The sequence below is a fragment of the Mesobacillus sp. MER 48 genome, from assembly GCF_023714225.1.
GTDB classification, from domain to species: Bacteria; Bacillota; Bacilli; order Bacillales; family Cytobacillaceae; genus Mesobacillus; species Mesobacillus oceanisediminis_A.
Window position 1 is genome coordinate 834,204 of record NZ_JAMAUR010000001.1, and the last position, 17,778, is coordinate 851,981.

At 44.1% G+C, this 17,778-nt stretch carries 18 protein-coding genes and 1 riboswitch; of the genes, 3 read left to right on the forward strand and 15 right to left on the reverse strand.

From position 1 onward, the window contains the following. Nucleotides 1–8 precede the first annotated feature (8 nt). The 5 genes from M3593_RS04295 to M3593_RS04315 form a co-directional block, all read right to left on the reverse strand. Nucleotides 9–893, reverse strand: coding sequence for a patatin-like phospholipase family protein (locus M3593_RS04295; RefSeq protein ID WP_251540854.1), 885 nt, complete (start codon nucleotides 891–893; stop codon nucleotides 9–11). A 126-nt stretch (nucleotides 894–1,019) separates the two neighbouring features. After that, nucleotides 1,020–2,045 (reverse strand): spore photoproduct lyase, encoded by a 1,026-nt coding sequence (gene splB, locus M3593_RS04300; RefSeq protein ID WP_251541267.1) that lies wholly within the window; start codon nucleotides 2,043–2,045, stop codon nucleotides 1,020–1,022. 119 nt (nucleotides 2,046–2,164) lie between these two features. Then, nucleotides 2,165–3,175, reverse strand: coding sequence for a DUF1646 family protein (locus tag M3593_RS04305; RefSeq protein WP_251540856.1), 1,011 nt, complete (start codon nucleotides 3,173–3,175; stop codon nucleotides 2,165–2,167). A gap of 153 nt (nucleotides 3,176–3,328) precedes the next feature. After that, on the reverse strand, nucleotides 3,329–5,887 hold the full coding sequence (locus M3593_RS04310; RefSeq protein WP_144476333.1) for a vitamin B12-dependent ribonucleotide reductase: 2,559 nt from the start codon (nucleotides 5,885–5,887) through the stop codon (nucleotides 3,329–3,331). Nucleotides 5,888–6,241: 354 nt separating this feature from the next. Continuing rightward, nucleotides 6,242–7,078, reverse strand: a complete 837-nt coding sequence (locus M3593_RS04315) for a lipoate--protein ligase family protein (protein WP_144476330.1) — start codon at nucleotides 7,076–7,078, stop codon at nucleotides 6,242–6,244. Between the two features lie 172 nt (nucleotides 7,079–7,250). Here M3593_RS04315 and M3593_RS04320 point away from each other — a divergent pair, with 172 nt between their 5' ends. Continuing rightward, entirely contained in the window at nucleotides 7,251–7,631 is a 381-nt protein-coding gene (locus M3593_RS04320) for a rhodanese-like domain-containing protein (RefSeq protein WP_144476327.1), read from the forward strand. A gap of 605 nt (nucleotides 7,632–8,236) precedes the next feature. On the opposite strand, the gene gcvPB is transcribed toward M3593_RS04320, so the two are convergent. From gcvPB to gcvT, 3 genes are read right to left on the reverse strand one after another with little or no spacing between them, the layout of a single operon-like run. After that, the gene (gene gcvPB, locus M3593_RS04325) at nucleotides 8,237–9,700 is read right to left on the reverse strand and encodes an aminomethyl-transferring glycine dehydrogenase subunit GcvPB (RefSeq protein WP_144476324.1); all 1,464 of its coding nucleotides are present in this window, start codon (nucleotides 9,698–9,700) and stop codon (nucleotides 8,237–8,239) included. Beyond that, entirely contained in the window at nucleotides 9,693–11,039 is a 1,347-nt protein-coding gene (gene gcvPA / locus M3593_RS04330) for an aminomethyl-transferring glycine dehydrogenase subunit GcvPA (protein WP_144476321.1), read from the reverse strand. The genes gcvPB and gcvPA overlap by 8 nt, the downstream gene beginning before the upstream one ends. A 22-nt stretch (nucleotides 11,040–11,061) precedes the next feature. Beyond that, a complete protein-coding gene (gene gcvT, locus M3593_RS04335) occupies nucleotides 11,062–12,168 on the reverse strand; it encodes a glycine cleavage system aminomethyltransferase GcvT (RefSeq protein WP_144476318.1) in 1,107 nt (368 codons plus the stop codon). A 205-nt stretch (nucleotides 12,169–12,373) separates the two neighbouring features. Beyond that, a riboswitch (glycine riboswitch) is annotated at nucleotides 12,374–12,461 on the reverse strand. 172 nt (nucleotides 12,462–12,633) lie between these two features. Between gcvT and M3593_RS04340 the strand changes: the two genes are divergently transcribed. Together M3593_RS04340 and M3593_RS04345 are read left to right on the forward strand one after the other, a co-directional pair. Continuing rightward, nucleotides 12,634–14,322 (forward strand): DEAD/DEAH box helicase, encoded by a 1,689-nt coding sequence (locus M3593_RS04340; protein ID WP_144476315.1) that lies wholly within the window; start codon nucleotides 12,634–12,636, stop codon nucleotides 14,320–14,322. Beyond that, nucleotides 14,300–15,091: a YqhG family protein gene (locus M3593_RS04345; RefSeq protein ID WP_251540858.1), complete on the forward strand. Its 792-nt coding sequence runs from the start codon at nucleotides 14,300–14,302 to the stop codon at nucleotides 15,089–15,091. Before M3593_RS04340 ends, M3593_RS04345 begins: the two co-directional genes overlap by 23 nt. 72 nt (nucleotides 15,092–15,163) lie before the next feature. Here M3593_RS04345 and M3593_RS04350 read toward each other — a convergent pair whose 3' ends face one another. From M3593_RS04350 to comGC, 7 genes are read right to left on the reverse strand one after another with little or no spacing between them, the layout of a single operon-like run. Next, nucleotides 15,164–15,349: a YqzE family protein gene (locus M3593_RS04350; RefSeq protein ID WP_144476310.1), complete on the reverse strand. Its 186-nt coding sequence runs from the start codon at nucleotides 15,347–15,349 to the stop codon at nucleotides 15,164–15,166. Between the two features lie 41 nt (nucleotides 15,350–15,390). Continuing rightward, complete coding sequence (locus M3593_RS04355; protein ID WP_251540860.1) at nucleotides 15,391–15,891, reverse strand: shikimate kinase; 501 nt, start codon at nucleotides 15,889–15,891, stop codon at nucleotides 15,391–15,393. Between the two features lie 15 nt (nucleotides 15,892–15,906). Beyond that, nucleotides 15,907–16,230, reverse strand: coding sequence for a competence type IV pilus minor pilin ComGG (comGG, locus tag M3593_RS04360; protein WP_251665102.1), 324 nt, complete (start codon nucleotides 16,228–16,230; stop codon nucleotides 15,907–15,909). 47 nt (nucleotides 16,231–16,277) lie between these two features. Beyond that, on the reverse strand, nucleotides 16,278–16,751 hold the full coding sequence (comGF, locus tag M3593_RS04365; RefSeq protein WP_251665100.1) for a competence type IV pilus minor pilin ComGF: 474 nt from the start codon (nucleotides 16,749–16,751) through the stop codon (nucleotides 16,278–16,280). Then, nucleotides 16,705–17,040: a hypothetical protein gene (locus M3593_RS04370; RefSeq protein ID WP_144476299.1), complete on the reverse strand. Its 336-nt coding sequence runs from the start codon at nucleotides 17,038–17,040 to the stop codon at nucleotides 16,705–16,707. The genes comGF and M3593_RS04370 overlap by 47 nt, the downstream gene beginning before the upstream one ends. Further along, nucleotides 17,024–17,476 carry a competence type IV pilus minor pilin ComGD gene (gene comGD, locus M3593_RS04375; RefSeq protein WP_251540862.1) on the reverse strand — a complete coding sequence of 151 codons (453 nt, stop codon included), beginning with the start codon at nucleotides 17,474–17,476 and terminating at the stop codon, nucleotides 17,024–17,026. The genes M3593_RS04370 and comGD overlap by 17 nt, the downstream gene beginning before the upstream one ends. Next, a complete protein-coding gene (gene comGC / locus M3593_RS04380) occupies nucleotides 17,473–17,778 on the reverse strand; it encodes a competence type IV pilus major pilin ComGC (protein ID WP_144476293.1) in 306 nt (101 codons plus the stop codon). Before comGC ends, comGD begins: the two co-directional genes overlap by 4 nt.

A 17,778-nucleotide genomic window follows, 5' to 3' on the forward strand; every position in this document is an offset into this window, starting at 1 on the left:
ATGAGGAATCAGTAGCACCATGATTTGAAAAATTTCTCCGCATTCTTCTTTCCCAGTTCAATCAACTCTAGTTTTTTTTCATCCGAGAGTTGGAATTCGGTTGTCAAATTCCCCTCCATTGGAATGAATATTATATTCTTTTCATGCTTTCGCGAAATATATCTGGAGTCATGGGCATCCTTCATCGTCTCAAATAATGCTTCAAATAATTGCAGCGCATTTTTTATTTTATTCGTTGGCTGCTGGATCAGGTTTTGGCTTAGCTTGACACCAAGTACAGGACGTACTTTTTTCACATTCTCCTGGTCGAATAACCACATCGGAAAATTGCTAAGCACTCCTCCATCCACCACGATATTCGCACCGACCCGGTCCCGCAGTTTTACCGGTTCGAAAAAGAACGGAAGACTGCAGCTCATCCTGATTGCCCTTGCCACAGGGAAAGTCCTTGGATCAACACCATACTTAGGAAGATCATCCGGCAGGATCAGTAATCTGCCGTTTGTAAGGTCTGAGGCGATGATCCGCAATGCATCAGGGGCGAGATCGCCAAAGGTACGAAGCCCTCTGGCAGCCAGCACCTCCGATATCCAGCATTCTAATTCGTCGCCTTTATAGAGTCCCAGCCGCCAGTATACAAAAAGCCATTTAGTCAAGGCTGATGGGAAGAGTGTTTTCCTTGAATCGAGAAATTTTTTCAGGTCTAATCCATCCAGAATGCCGGCCATTTCCGTACTCGTGTAACCGGCAGCAAGCAAGCCAGCGATCAATGAACCAGCACTGGTTCCTGCGACCCGTTTAAAACGGAACCCTCGCTCCTCAATCGCGGCACAGGCACCAACCAGTGCCAACCCTTTGATTCCTCCGCCGGAAAAAACGCCGTCAATATACATATGAGCCACTCCCGTCGATGTAATCCCATTTTTACATCTTTAAGCGCTTCATTTGTAAAATAGTACGGCGTACAAGTAGAAAATTTCGGTTCAAGGACACAAGCGAATTAAATCCCTAAACTCTTCTCAAGTGAAATATTGTATTTCTGCTTCCGGAAAAAATGAATGGATATAGCCGCGGATTGTTTCTTCAAGATCTTTTGCTTCATCAGTCTGATAGACATACTTGCCAATTCCGTACCTTCCCCATTTGTATTTCCGTTTCTCCTCATCCATTTCCAGCTTCGATTTAGGATAACGCTTCTGAATGACATTTTTTGCAGGTTTGGTGAAGCGGTGCTGAATCAGCTCGAAGCTTAGTCCATTCAGGTCGATTCCTTCCAGCGAATGGCTAAGCCTTTCGAACAATTCCTGATAGCCTTCTCTCCAGCCTTCATGGATATAGATTGGCGCAACGATGAAGCCAAGCGGGTATCCAGCCTGTGCCACTTTTCTGGCCGCCTCCAGCCTTTCATCAAAGGTTGATGTTCCAGGTTCAAAGTTTTTGATTACGAAACGGGCATTGACGCTGAAACGGAATCTTGTTCTGCCATTATGTTTTGCATCAAGCAAATGGTCAACATGATGATACTTCGTGACAAAACGCAATTGCCCATATTCAGTTTGTCCGAAAAATTCAATTGTTTGTTTTAAAGCATGAGTTAAATGATCAATGCCAACGATATCTGATGTACATGCAGCTTCAAACCTGGTGATTTCAGGCTTTCTCTCATCCATGTACTTTTGTGCCTGATCGAAAATCTCCTCGAGATTCACATACGTGCGGATATATGGCTTACTGCCAAGTGTCGTCTGCAAATAGCAATAGTGGCAATGGCCCATGCAGCCGGTTGCAAGCGGTATGGCGTATTCAGCAGAAGGTTTGGAGGTGTCAAATTTCAGCGTTTTCCTGACACCAACAACCAATGTCGATTTGGCATTCCGGTACTGCTGGAGTTCATTTTCGCCAGGGATATTTCGCACCTGATTATGTGAAGTCGTCTCCCTGATTTCCAATCCCATTTTCTCGAACTTTTCTTTTAATTCCCGCCCGAGCGGATATTCCAATGCCCTCGGCTCGATATAAACAAGCTGTGGTACAAAAGCTTTCATCATCAGTCCTCATTTCATTCCATATGTCAGTAGTGTTAGTATGGGCAGAAATGAAAAAAGAGGATGGAAAAAATATTTCCATCCTTTTGGCTCATTTTGATTACAGAATAGGCAACCAGTTAGAAAATAAACAGGACAATATAATAAAGGAACATTGTAATCAGGCCGACAGGAACCCCGAATGCCGCCCATTCCTTGCTCGTTATGTTCAGTTTTCCTGCAGCGATAATATTCGGGATATTACCCGGGATCAGCATGCCTCCGCTAATGACCAGGCCAAGCAAAACCGCACGGGTTGTTCCAGAGTCCATTGCAGGACTGATTTCTGCTGCAGCAAGGGTAGCATTATCGAGGATTGCGGATATCATGTTAATCCAATATAACAGCCCCGGAGAAAGTCCTATAATATATGTTTTGATAAGTGGCTCAAACCCATGTCCAAGAAAGGTAAGGCCCATTACAAATATATAGATTTTAATTGACCGAACAGCAATTTCCTCGTACGACTCAGGACGGAAAGCCGATTTCAAACTTTTTTTTCCCCAAACGGGCCTTACAAGGATAATAGACATCACACCAAAAATAAATAATGCTGGAAGAACTTCTTTCCCAATCAACTCCAGTAAATAAAAGAAGTCCTTGTCCAATCTGCTGATTGTGATCGTGGCTAATGGCTCACCAATCGGTGTCAAGGCAGCACCAAGTCCGATCGAGAAGCACGCCAATACGGTAAAACGAACTTCAGATCTTCGGTCGAGCGGAAGGACCTTTATAATCATAACCAATATAATAGCAGCAATGATCGCAGTCATAATACTAGATGCCAGTCCAAGAAAAACAACAGTCAATCCGAAAAATAACCTGGGAGTCAGTAGTCTGCTTCCCCATAGGATCGATTTTTCCAATTCCTCCTTAAACCACTTGGCAAGCAAACCAGCAGCTAATACTGCAATCGTGATATCAATAGGTTCAGTCACCGCTTTTTCAATGAGCGGACGGTCCATCTCACCACTAATAATTGCTGCAGCAAAGCCCATAGTAAATAAAAATAGTTCCAAATTATGTTCAATCATTTTAATGGAAAAAGGCAAAAATAAAACCAGCAGCAAAATAATAATTAACCCAATCATCGCTTCCCCTGTCCTTTTTTCTGCTTCTATTACTATATAATAGGAGCAATCCTAATATTTAGAACATGGAGTTTTTTGGTTCATGGAGGTAAACCAGAATTTACCCATAGAAATAGCCACGGCCTGGGCCGTGGCTAAACTATTGATTCTATATTATAAACCACACTTTAATTGCGCGTTACAGTTTGTACAAGTATTGCAGCCGCCGATTTCTTTTACCTCACCTTTGCGGCAGACCGGGCATGTGTTGCCGACTTCAGAGCCAATCGTCACATTGGTTGATCGCAATTCATTGATCGTATCGACAAGCACAACATGCTGCTTTTGTTTTTCTTTCTTTTCAACTTCATCATCCATTGAGTTCTCTTCAGCTTTAAGCGTCAATACCTGGGAATCGCGGGAGCCGTCTACATAAACGGTTCCGCCTTTTGCTCCTCCTTTATAAAGGCGCTCATATACCTTTTCCACCTGCTCAACGCTGTAACCCTTCGGTGCGTTGACCGTTTTGCTGATCGAGCTGTCAATCCAGCGCTGGATGACACACTGCACATCAGCATGGGCTTCAGGGGCCAGTTCCATCGCAGATACGAACCAGTTCGGCAGGTTCTCAGGATCTGCCTCCGGATGACGGTCGAGGTATTCCTGGACGATATCCGCCTTCACCTCGATGAACTTGCCTAGTCGGCCGCTTCTGAAGTAAGAGAAGCTGAAGTATGGCTCAAGGCCTGTTGATACGCCAACCATTGTACCAGTAGATCCTGTCGGAGCAACAGTCAGCAAGTGCGAGTTGCGAATTCCATTTTCAAGGATTGATTCACGAATATCCTCAGGCATTTTCTTCATGAAACCAGTATTTGTGAATGCCTTACGAAGTCTGTTTGTTTCTTCTTCTGTGCCGCCCTGAAGGAATGGGAAGCTTCCTTTTTCCTTTCCAAGTTCAACAGATGCACGGTACGCTGATGTCGCGATGGTTTCAAAAACCTTATCGACAAGCTGGTTACCTTCCTCTGAACCGTATTCTGTTTCACAGTAGATCAGTAAATCATGAAGACCCATTACCCCTAGACCGACACGGCGTTCGCCCAGGGCTTGTCTCTTATTATCTTCAAGGAAATATGGAGTCGCATCGATGACATTGTCCTGCATGCGCACACCAACTTCAACAGTACGCTTCAATTTTTCAAAATTAACTGTTTTGGTTTCCTTGTCCGCCATTTCTGCAAGGTTAACAGCAGCCAGGTTGCAGACAGAGTTTGGTGCGAGAGGCTGTTCCCCACACGGGTTGGTCGCTACAACCTTCTGTCCATATGCCTGTGCGTTCGTCATGTCGTTGGCATTGTCGATGAAGAAAATGCCAGGCTCCGCAGAATACGTCGCACAGATATTGATCAGGTTCCATAGTTCTTTGGCTTTGATTTTTCTATAGGTACGGACTTTATAGCCAAGCTTTTCCCACTCGCGAACATCCCCTACTTTATGCCACTCTTCATTATAAATTTTCATCGTCTCAGCATCGTAGCTTTCTACATCTGGGAAGCGAAGTTCATAGTCTGCATCGTTGTCGACTGCATCCATGAAATCTTTTGTCAATGTGACTGAGATATTTGCACCAGTCAGGAATTCTGAGTTATGGACAGTATAAGTTCCGCCTGTTGCAAGCTTTTCTTCAGCAGATTTAATGATATCAGCGCTGAATCCACCGTAGCCTGGGATCGTTTTGTAGTTCACAATTCCCTGGTACATTGCTTCTTCCTGAAGTGTCATCGGCGTGAATTTAAGTTTTTCCTTAGCCATTTTCTTGATTGACTCATCGTTTGTGTTTTCTATCAGGAAGCGAAGGATTCTTGGGTTCTGCATTTTTGAAATGATGAATTCCACAATGTCAGGATGCCAGTCAGAAAGCATGATCATCTGCGCTCCCCTTCTTGACCCGCCCTGCTCAACTAAATGTGTAAGCTTGGCGATGTCATCAAGCCATGAAACCGATCCGGATGATTTTCCGTTTACGCCTCTGGCCAGTGTGTTGCGCGGTCTTAATGTTGATCCGTTCGTTCCGACTCCGCCGCCGCGGCTCATGATTTCCATGACCTGCTTGCGATGCTCAGAGATGCCTTCGCGGGAATCTTTTACGAAAGGCATTACATAGCAGTTGAAGTAGGTTACGTCTGTGTCTGCGCCTGCTCCGTAAAGGACACGCCCTGCAGGAATGAAGTTCATTGATACTAGTTCCTGATAGAACTTTTCAAACCACTCCTGGCGCTTCTCTTCTGTTTTTTCAACAGCTGCCAGCCCCGTCGCATTCCGTTTTGCGATTTGCTCGTAGAATACTTCCAGCGGCTTTTCAATCACGTCCAGGGAACGCTTGATAATGCCAGTGGCTGATTCTTCGGGATCATCAAGTACTCCGCGAAACTCTTCTTCTACAAGAACTTTCGCTGTCTTGTTCTCCCAATCAATATCTTGTATGAATCCAAGTCCGCGTGCCGGGAACTTTGGATCTTCCTTGATCGTGAGGACGACAAAATCCCCACTAGAGAGTGTGATTTTTTCGGTGTCTTTAAAAGTATAGCGGTCCAGCATGACAAGTCGGGAGACGCCTTTGTGGGTAAGTTTCATTTCAGGTGTGATGGGGTGAACCTGCGGGAACAACTTGATATCCTCATTCAGACTTTCAACATTCAGGCTCATTTTTTGTCCAATAGTAACAGACATTTCTACAACTCCTTCAAAGGTTTAAATCCATTCTTTAATGTGATACTAGAAATATGTAATTCTAGCTGCTTTTTTTGAATTACCCTTACGTTATCATATCGAAACATTAAAAATCAATATATAGTGTATTTTTTATTTTCGACAATACTATATATGGTGTTCAGGACAAAAGAACTTTATTTTGTCAAACATGAAAACTACTAAAAATGAGAGATAAAAAGAGAGAAAGATAGAATTTTTCCCTTAAACGATAAAAAACAACAAATTTCGAGGGTTGCACTTTTTACAATCCCCCCGACCTCTAGAAAATACTGGATAAAAGAAAAAAAGCGGTTCAACCGCTTTAAAAATTTTTTATCTTTTAAAATTCCAGTCATCAGATTCGTACTTGTTTTTGGCAAGTGCATTCACATAATCCAATTCCTCTTCACTTAAGGTATAAGGCTCCAAAATAATTCCAAGCCCGTCCTCGAAACCTTCTTTGAAGGCTTTCTTCGCTTCTTCTAGTTCAATTTTCCGGCCGCTGATCTCATTGATTGCCACTGCCTTGGTCTTGAAGGCTCGCTGCATTCTTTCTTTGATTCTGTCATTCGGGTACTTGAATAAGCTGAAAAGTTTATCTTCATCCAAATCCAGCAATATGGATCCATGCTGAAGGATGACACCTTTCTGACGTGTCTGGGCACTTCCGGCGACCTTCCTTCCCTCGACAACCAGCTCGTACCAGCTTGGTGCATCAAAACAAACCGCAGATCTCGGGTTCTTCAGTGCATCTTTTTCGGCAGATGTTTTTGGCACGGCAAAATAAGCTTCCAGTCCAAGTTTCTGGAACCCTAGTAAAATCCCCTCTGAAATGACGCGATATGCCTCAGTGACTGTTTTCGGCATTTCAGGGTGGTCTTCTGTAACGATGACACTATATGTAAGTTCGTGTTCATGCAGGACACCCCTGCCTCCAGTGGGCCTGCGCACAAATCCGAGACCATGATGCTGTACCGCATCCATATCAATCTCGCGCTCGATCCTCTGGAAATAGCCAACTGAAAGTGTCGCCGGGTTCCAGCCATAAAAGCGGACAACAGGCGGGATTTTTCCGGCACCATGCCAATCGAGCAACGCCTCATCCAGCGCCATATTGAATGACGGTGAATTGTCTCCTGAATCAATAAATCTCCATACCTCTTTTTCCATTGCATTACCCCATTTAAAATTGTTCAAAGCTACGATTTTTTTAGTCTAACAAATAAATTTTCAAAAGCAAAGCAGCTTGTTCGAAAGAATTTTGTTAAATTCCTTTGCTCTTATCCAGGAAGGCTTATATAATTAAAGGTGGCTCAGCTAAGCTTGAAAGGAGAAATATGTTTTGGATACACTTATTTTTTTAATCGTCCTGACAGTTGCGGTGATTCTTTACTCTGTGTTTATGTATTTCCGCCAAAAGAAAATCCTGAAGACTTTGTCAGAGGAAGAATTCAAAGCAGGGTACCGTAAAGCGCAGCTCATTGATGTCCGTGAACCAAATGAATTTGCCAACGGACATATTCTTGGCGCAAGAAACATCCCGCTTACCCAGCTAAAGGCACGTCTGAAGGAAGTCAGACCGGACAAGCCAGTCTATCTTTATTGCCAGAGCGGATCACGCAGCGGCCGTGCTGCACAGCTGCTTCACAAAAAAGGCTATAAAGACTTATCCCATCTTGAAGGCGGCTTCAAAAAATGGGGCGGCAAAATCAAAGCTAAATAAGCAATCTTTCCATAAAATCACCCCTCAGCAGAAATGCTGGGGGGTTAGCTTTTAAAGTCATAACACTCTTTTCGGTTTAGCTTCTTTTAGTTCTAAAATAAATGTCTTTTGCATCTTAGGTTCGGACAGCTTTTTGCTGATTTCCTCCAAACCTGTCCGAAGTTGCTCCTGGTTCGGACAGCTTTCTACTGATTACCTCCAAACCTGTCCGAAGTTGCACCTAGTTCGGACAGCTTTCTGATGATTCCTTTCAAACCTGTCCGAAGTTGCTCCTAGTTCGGACAGCTTTTTGCTTATTTCCTTCAAACCTGTCCGAAGTTGCTCCTAGTTCGGACAGCTTTCCTCTGATTCCCTTCTAACCTGTCCGAAGTTGGACCTAGTTCGGACAGCTTTCTTCTGATTTCCTCCAAACCTGTCCGAAGTTACACCAAGTTCGGACAGCTTTCCGTTGATTCCCTCCAAACCTGTCCGAAGTTGCACCTTGTTCAGACAGCTTTTCGCTGATTCCCTCCAAATCTGTCCGAAGTCTACCGGGCTCAGCTACCAAAAATAATCATTATCAAAAAAAGTCCTGCCAATTTCAAACCGGCAGGACTTTTAAAAAACTATTCAGCTTTTTGATAGCGCAGGATTGGCTTCCTTGCAGCTGTTGTTTCATCCAGGCGGCCTACAACAGTAGAGTGAGGTGCTTCCTGAACGATTTCCGGGTTCTCCTCTGCTTCACGTGCGATCTGGATCATCGCGTCGATGAACGCATCAAGGGTTTCCTTGGATTCTGTTTCTGTCGGCTCGATCATGATCGCTTCTTCTACATTCAATGGGAAGTAGATGGTTGGCGGATGATAACCGAAGTCAAGCAGGCGTTTGGCAATATCCAATGTACGGACGCCAAGCTTTTTCTGGCGCTTGCCGCTAAGGACGAATTCGTGTTTGCAGTGCCTGTTGAATGGCAGATCATAATATTCAGCAAGCCTTCTCATCATATAGTTGGCATTTAGTACCGCGTACTCTGTTACAGCCTTCAAGCCGTCTGGTCCCATTGTCCGAATATATGTATAGGCACGGACATTGATGCCGAAGTTTCCGTAGAAAGGTTTAACCCTTCCGATTGATTGCGGGCGGTCGTAATCGAATTTGTATACGCCATCCTGCTTTGTAACGATAGGCTTTGGCAGGAATGGAATAAGGTCTGCTTTTACGCCGACTGGGCCTGATCCCGGGCCGCCGCCGCCGTGTGGGCCGGTGAATGTCTTGTGAAGGTTCAAGTGAACAACATCAAAGCCCATGTCGCCAGGGCGAGCCTTGGACATTACAGCGTTCAGGTTCGCTCCATCGTAATAAAGCTTTCCGCCTGCGCCGTGGACTATCTCGGCCATCTCTAGGATATTTTCTTCAAATAATCCCAACGTGTTCGGGTTTGTAAGCATCAACGCAGCAGTATCTTCCCCAACAACCTTTTTAAGGTCTTCAAGGTCAACAAGGCCGTTTTCATCAGATTTTACCGTAATCGTTTCAAAACCAGCGACTGTAGCAGAAGCAGGATTGGTTCCGTGAGCGGAATCAGGAACGATGACCTTCGTACGGTTTTGGTCACCATTGGCTTCATGGAAAGCGCGGATCATCATCAATCCCGTCCACTCACCGTGTGCACCAGCTGCTGGCTGCAGGGTAACTTCATCCATACCGGTGATTTCAATCAAGTGTTCCTGCAGATCGTACATCAATTCAAGCGCCCCCTGCACTGAACTCTCATCCTGCAATGGATGCAAGTGTGCAAATCCGTTGAAACGAGCGACATTTTCATTCATCTTCGGATTGTATTTCATTGTACATGATCCAAGCGGATAGAATCCGGAATCAACACCGTGGTTGCGTTTCGACAATGCTGTATAATGGCGCATGATATCAAGCTCGGAAGCCTCAGGAAGTTCTGGTTCCTCTTCACGAAGGAATCCTTCAGGCAAAAGCTCTGATAAATCCGCTTCTGGAACATCCATTTCCGGAAGGCTGTAGCCGACACGGCCTGGTGTGCTTAATTCAAAAATGAGTGGCTGATCTTCCTTATGCATTGATATCCCCCATTTCCTTTACAAATGTATCGATTTCTTCTTTTGTCCTTAACTCAGTCACTGCAACAAGCATGTGATTCTCAAGTCCGGAATAATCACGGCCAAGGTCATAGCCGCCTATGATGGCCTTTTCGAGGAGCTTCTGGTTCACTTCTTTGACCGGCTTATTCAGCTTGACAACGAATTCATTGAAGGATGGGCCTTCAAATGCAATCTCAAAGCCATTTTCCTTGAATGCCTTTTTAGCGTAATGAGCTTTCTGGATATTGGCGACAGCCATTTCACGAACGCCTTTTTTACCGATTGCAGTCATCGCCACAGAGGCAGCAAGTGCATTTAATGCCTGGTTCGAGCAGATATTGGATGTCGCTTTATCACGGCGGATATGCTGTTCCCTCGCCTGAAGTGTCAATACAAATCCTCGGCGTCCCTGATCGTCCTTAGTCTGGCCGACAAGTCTTCCTGGAACCTTCCTCATCAGCTTTCCAGTTACTGCAAAGTATCCACAGTGAGGGCCGCCGAATGCTGTCGGGATCCCGAATGGCTGTGCGTCTCCCGTCACAATGTCAGCGCCGAATTTGCCTGGAGGTGTCAACGCCCCCAGCGCTAGCGGATTGCTCGAAACTACGAAAAGAGATTTGTTCTCATGGACAATTTCTTCAATTTCCTTCATTGACTCAAGACCGCCAAAGAAGTTCGGATACTGGACGATGACAGCAGCGACATCTTCGCTTGCCATATCCTTCAATGCATCCAGGTCTGTTACACCATCTTTATGAGGCACTTCGACTACATCAATGTATTGTCCTTTTGCATAAGTTTTGACGACATCCTTATATTCCGGATGGACAGCACTTGAGATCAATACCTTCTTCCTTCTGGTATGGCCCGCACTAAGCATAGCTGCTTCTGCCAGTGCAGTACCGCCATCATACATGGAAGAGTTCGCTACCTCCATGCCAGTCAATTCGGAGATCATCGTCTGGAATTCAAAGATAGCCTGAAGTTCCCCCTGTGAGATTTCCGGCTGATATGGAGTGTAGGCAGTGTAAAATTCCGAACGTGACAGAACATGGTCGACAATGACCGGAATATAATGATCATATACGCCTGCACCAATGAATGAAGTATTCATTTTTAAATCAGCATTTTTGGAAGCCATCTGGGCAAGCTCCTTCATAAGAGCTGTTTCCGGCTTAGCTTTTTTAATATTGTATTCTCCGGCAAAACGGACCTTTTCAGGAATATCGCTGAACAGTTCATCGATCGATGATACGCCGATGCTTTCCAACATTGCGTTTTTGTCACTTTCCGTCAGCGGTAAATAGCGATGCTTCATAACTCTTTCCCCTCTCCGGCTTTTACTTTTTGTCTCTTTTATAAAAAGGTGTAGCTGAAACAGCAGCTTTCAAGCGTTTGCCGCGGATTTCAACTTCTACTTCGTTGCCTAACTCAGTTTCCTTTGTATCAATGAGTGCAAGCCCGATGTTCTTTTTGAGCGTTGGGGATTGCGTTCCAGTGGTAACCTCACCAATCCTGACATCCCCTTTATAAACAGGGTAGCCATGGCGCGGAATGCCCCGGTCGATCATTTCTATGCCGACAATCTTTCTAGGCAGGCCATTTTCTTTTTGCTGCTTTAGCGCATCTTTTCCAATGAAATCAGCTTCTTTGTTAAGCTTGACCGCAAAGCCAATCCCTGCTTCAAGCGGGCTGATTTCCGGCGACAGCTCCTGGCCGTACAATGCAAGGTTCGCTTCGAAACGAAGTGTATCCCTGGCACCAAGACCACATGGGATGACGCCATCTTCTTTGCCGGCCACAAGAATTTCTTTCCAGAGGCTGACCGCGTCATTGGAATCGCAGTAAATTTCGAATCCGTCTTCACCTGTATACCCTGTACGAGATACAAGCGCCTTCTTGCCGTTCAGATCGACTTCTTCACTGAACTTGAAAAAGCCAATAGTGCCGAGATCATGTTCCGCGGACAGCTTTTGAAGGATCCCTTCGGCCTTCGGTCCCTGTATAGCAATCTGGGCCATACCTTCGGATAAGTTTTCAATTTTCACATTACCTTCAAGGTGTTTCTGCATCCAATCGTAATCCTTTTCAATATTGGAGGCATTCACTACAAGGAGGTAATGGTCATCTTCGATTTTATAAACAAGCAAATCATCCACAGTGCCGCCGTTCTCATAACACATGGCTGTGTACTGGGCACCGCCGTTCTTAAGCTTTGAAACATCGTTTGTCATCAATTTTTGTAAGTAATCCAGACTATCGGGGCCCTTCACCTCGATTTCCCCCATATGGGAAACATCGAATAAACCTGCTTTTGTTCTTACTGCTTCGTGTTCTTCCTTGATGCTTGAAAACTGGACAGGCAATTCCCAGCCGCCAAAATCAACTGTCTTCCCGCCATATTCCTTATACACTTCAAAAAGCGGTGTCCGTTTTAATTCCGTCATTATGTATCCCCCTTCGTCTCCGCCAAAATATCAGTTTACATCCATCCCAGCACCATTCTTGACAGCGCATTCGGTCAAGAAAGCAGAAAAGGACAGAGCACCCCCTCTTAATCTGAGAAGGTCTCTGTCCTTTCACCTGAAAGTTTACCTTGTAAAGGCTTTCCCCTTTGGTGGCTTACACATATGGAAGCGCTCTCCAGAGATGCGTCAAACAAGAGTTCTTTTGCCTGAGAGATTCACAATTTTGCTTGCTCCTTCGGCGCTACCGGAGTAGTCTCTCCCCTTGTTGTCATCCGCATTTATATTATTTTCACATTTGGGCATGCTAGACGTTATTACCTATGTCTGCAAACTGATGCTTTCGGCCATAAAGTGACAAATTTCAAAACATTCAAAAGCTACCTTCATCCTACCATTAGAAAGGCGATTTGGGCAATATTTTTTATATTAAAAGAGGTGGATAAAATGACCGTGCAAATTAACTATGATTCTCTCTGGCAGGACGAAATGGCTGAAAGAATTGAGAAGGACGGACCCTGGGGAAATTGGGAGCTGTATAAACTTGCCGTCGAAATAGAAAAACATACCATTATCCCTGAATTTGAAGGTCTCCAGGCACCAGTTCATCTTCCCGAACTAACCCCATTGCCGCATCAGCTTGAAGTGGCAAAACAGGTTGTCGAAAATATGAATGGAAAAGCGATCCTTGCTGATGAAGTGGGACTGGGGAAAACGATCGAGGCCGGATTAATTTTGAAAGAATATATGATCAGGGGACTGGTGAAAAAGGTCCTGATTTTAGTCCCTGCTTCGCTGGTCTCGCAATGGGCAATGGAATTGAACACCAAATTCCATATCCCCGCAATCGCCCAGAAGAAAAGCTATGTGTGGGAGCAATGCGATGTGGTGGTTTCTTCGATTGATACAGCCAAACGTGCCCCTCACAGTGACATCATCAACAATTTAAATTATGACCTTATCATAATTGATGAAGCTCATAAATTGAAAAATAATAAAACAAAAAACTATGAATTTGTCCAAAACCTAAAAAAACGGTTCTGTCTGCTGCTGACCGCAACTCCAATCCAAAACCGGATCGAAGAAATATTTAATCTTGTATCTCTGTTGAAGCCCGGTCATCTCGGCAGTGAAACAGCGTTTTTTGACAAATACAAAAAGGATGCCCGGTCTGTCAATGATGATGAGCATCTGAGGGAACTTGTGAATAAAGTGATGATCCGCAACAGGCGTTCGGATACCGGAATCGAGTGGACAAAGCGACATGTAGAAACCATTCCTATCCATTTTTCCAATGAGGAGAGGGCTTTATATGACTCAATCATGGACTTAAGAGGTTCTGCTGGCGGGCTAGCCTCAAGCCAGTTCTCGCTGATGACTCTCCAGCGTGAGGCTTGCAGCAGCAGGGAGGCGGTTTTTTATACACTGAGAAATATGCTGCAGCGGCAGGAAAACCCCTCCGTCGGTTTCCAAAATACGATTGCCGAGCTTATCAAACGAGTGGAGGCAGTAACAAAAAACTCCAAAGCCGAAAAAGCACTTGAGTTGATCAAACAAATTGATGACAAAGTCATCATATTTACCGAATATCGGGCCACCCAGCTTTACCTTCAGTGGTTCCTTAAGCAAAATGGCATCACCTCAGTTCCCTTTCGCGGAGGGTTCAAACGCGGTAAAAAGGACTGGATGAGAGAACTCTTCCAGAAGAATGTCCAGGTGCTGATCGCGACCGAGGCTGGGGGCGAAGGAATCAACCTGCAATTCTGCAGTCATATCATCAACTTTGACCTTCCCTGGAACCCAATGAGACTGGAACAAAGGATCGGCAGGATCCACCGTCTTGGACAAGAAAAAGATGTGAAAATATACAACTTCGCAACGAAAGATACGGTTGAAGAACATGTTATGAAACTGCTTTACGAGAAGATCAACCTGTTCGAAAAAGTGATCGGGGAACTTGATGATATCCTGACAAAATTGGAGTTTGGCAATATCGAAGACCACTTGGTTGATATCTTCGGAAAGTCTTCATCAGAGGGGGAAATTCGAATCAAGATGGAAAACTTGACATCGATGATTCAGTTCGCGGAAGAAATGAAGGGGGAAAATCAGCGTGCAGCAACAGGAAATCCATAATTTTCTGGAAAGGTATTTCACAGCTAATAATTGTGAACTGATTGAAAATGACAAAGGATACATGCATGTCCAGCTCACCATAGAGCTTGATAAGGAATTAATGAACCGTCCGTTTTACTGGCATTACCTTGAGAAAACTGGTGGAGTACCGAATCCAATGAAGCTTACCTTCATTACTGACAAACAACAGGCTCCAGATGATTTGAAAGGGGAGATTGTCCATTTTGGTTCTCCCCGTCTTCATCAAATCTTTGAATCGACCAAGAACCTTGCCGGCTTCATCCGGTTATATGAAAACAATCACTACCCTGCACAAACTGCTTTGATTCCCTGGATCGGAATCAATATAAAAGTATCTTATCAATGTGACAGAAAACGGGATGTTTTCCATTCTATTGGACTTCACCTGATCAACGGCAGGATGGTAGAAAACTTTCATGAACGTTTATTGACCTTGCCTTTAACAACAAAAATACCTGATTATGCCTATACGCTTTCTCCTTTAATAAAGCCAAAGAGCGGCGTAAACAGGATCCAGGCTTATTTGACATCCGATATCGAGCAAGAGGACCATTCCTGGGCAGCGGATGCGCGAAAACGCTGGCAGAAGGACCTCGATTTACTTCATCATTTTTACGAAGATGCAGAAGAAAAATCCGATAGTTTTGAAACAGAAAAAACAGCTTTAAAAGAACAATATGAACCAAAAGTCCAACTATCCATCATCAATGGCGGACTGTTTTATTTAACTGAAAACGCGATTAAGTGAAACTCAGGAACTGCCTGCAAACAGAAAAAGCACATAGTAAAGCCCGGCTTATCATTCTAGCCGGGCTTTAAGTCATTTGTTCTTTTTCTTTTTCACTCCGGACATCAGCATAAATGGAAGTATACCGAACCATCTGAATAAAAAGGTCGCCTCTGCTTCCTTTTTTGCCTGTTTGATTTTCCGTCGTTCCTCTTTTGGCTGGTCAATATATTTCACAACGGTCTGGGTAAGGTATTTTACGTAATCATTTGTTTTCATGGTTACACCATCCTTCATACGTTATCAAGTATAACCAGGTGTTATTTTTTCATACGCTGGGTGATGCCATCGACAATTTGCTGAATTGTTTTCTCAGAGGTATCGATTTCAATTCCCGCTGCTTCACGATACAACGGAAGTCGGTTCATGTACAGTGCTTCAGCTGTTTTCATTTTGTCCTTTCTCAATAAAGGCCGGGAATTGTCATCCTTCAGTCTTTCCAAGATGTTTTCAAGGTCTGCATGCAGATAGACAACATTCACTTTTTCCTTTAGATACCGTCTGTTTTCTTCCGATCCTATGATCCCTCCTCCGGTTGCAATAACGGCATCGTTAGAAGGCATTGATCGCAGCACCTCAGACTCCAAAAGGCGGAACTTTTCTTCCCCATCTGCAGCGAAGATCTCATTAATCGACTTCCCTGTTCTTTTAACGATTTCCTCATCTGAATCATATACTGCCACATTCAGTCTCCGGGCCAATTCCTGAGAGACAGTCGTCTTTCCTGAACCCATGAACCCAATTAAATAAATTGCTCTCATATCTTTAATCCCCTGTCAGTTCTTTTCCCTCCATTTTATCATCATGCCCTTTTCCTTGTCATATTGGCCAAAACCGACCCCTTTTTCTCCGCTGTCGAGCTCAAGGGTGAATGTCACTTCATCGACGTTGGCAGATAAAGACTGGGTCAGGAAGCCAACTTTTCCAAATTTATAATACAGTAAACCGCTAGCGGGCAAATTACCTTCCCTTAACAAATGCTCAGCTTCTTTGATAGAGCACAGCATATAATATTCTTGGAGCCGAATGCTATTCGTTTCTTTGGCAAACTTTTTCTCTGCGATATGCTGCTCTGTCAAAATCAACAGAAAGAAGGACATCAAGAGTAAAAAGATCATCGTTAATGGATAGATAAACCCTTTTTCATTTATGGCTGAACACCCCCGGTTTGAATAAACTGGTGGACTTTAACCGAATAGTGGGTTCCATCCAGAGCCACTGCATTTATCATCACGCCATCAGCAATTTTTTCAAAAGTAAAGCTTGAAAGGTTCTGCATTAAAATCTCGTGTCCTTGGTAATCCACTCTCCTTCTCATGCTGGAACCGTACTTTTCGTAAAGGATAAATTGGCCATTGACTTTCAATAACAGCTTATCAGGCTGGACTGTCAGCTGTTCAGCAGTACGAATTTCCTTTCTTGCCTGGCTGCTGAAAACTTCCCATTCCATCCTTCTTATTCCCTTTTCAGTGACACTATCATCAAGGATGATTCTAAACCCTAAAGGAAGCATTGATGTAATCAATAAAAACACCACCAATGATAAAAGCATCTCCAGCATGGTAAATCCCAGTTCATTCAGTCGAGGAACATTTTTTTTTATGTTGCTGGTCGCTTTCATAATGAACACATACCTCCCATGCGGACTCATTTTCATCCTTTGTCACTGTCACTTCATACTGATTCCCGTTTTGAGTAATCCAGTCTCTTCCAGAAGCTGATCCCGCAACTTTCAAGTACATCAGTTCGTCAAATAAAATAGAGCCTGCGTCTCCCTCGGTCCTTACATCTGCTGTCTTTCCCATCACCACAATTGCCAATGGGAGCAAAACCGCACTGGCCATTAGAAAGGCAGCCAAGGACAATAGCATGTCTGCCAGGAAAAAACCGTGATCATTCTTCCACAACATAAAATCGACCCTTCCCGATCAGGAACATCATCCGAAACTTCTTTGATCCGGCAGTAATATAGATAGAGCCGAAGCTATCGATATTCCCATCCGGCATATAGTGAAACAGTAACTGCATTGTCCCTTTTTTGACTTTTACTTCTGGTGAATAATATCTTTTGACCAGATAAGGCGATCCATAATCGGTACCGCGGATATAGTAGTGATTATACTCTGGCATCAAGTGGACAGTAATTTGTTCCTGATGGGAAATAGCATATTGCTGGCTGTACAGGAGGTCGGATTCAAACTGGGTGAAGAAAAGGTCCTTTGCGAGGATGTCATTATGCGGAGTAAAAAGAAAGGCCGTTGTACTAGAGAGCACCAGGAAAGCTGATAGGACTATGAGCATTTCAACCATGGTGAATCCGCCGGAGTTCTTTATTTTCCAGATCATGACGCAGATTTCTGGACAGTCCCGTCGGATAAAATCTCGATTTTTGTACCATCAGGACATGCGGCATCAGGGCTTTTTAGATATTTTTCGTCATTTAGCTGCTGAAAAGTAGGAGTGACTTTCTTATCCATCTTATAAGCTTGTACCTGGGCTTCTACAAGTTTTATATACCCCTCGCAGCCTTTCTTGTTGATATTATTATTATGCGAAGCAATATTCGGCACCGTAATGATTAATAACACAGAAATGACCAATAGCACGATCATCATCTCAATCAGGGTAAAACCCTTTTGATTTTTCAT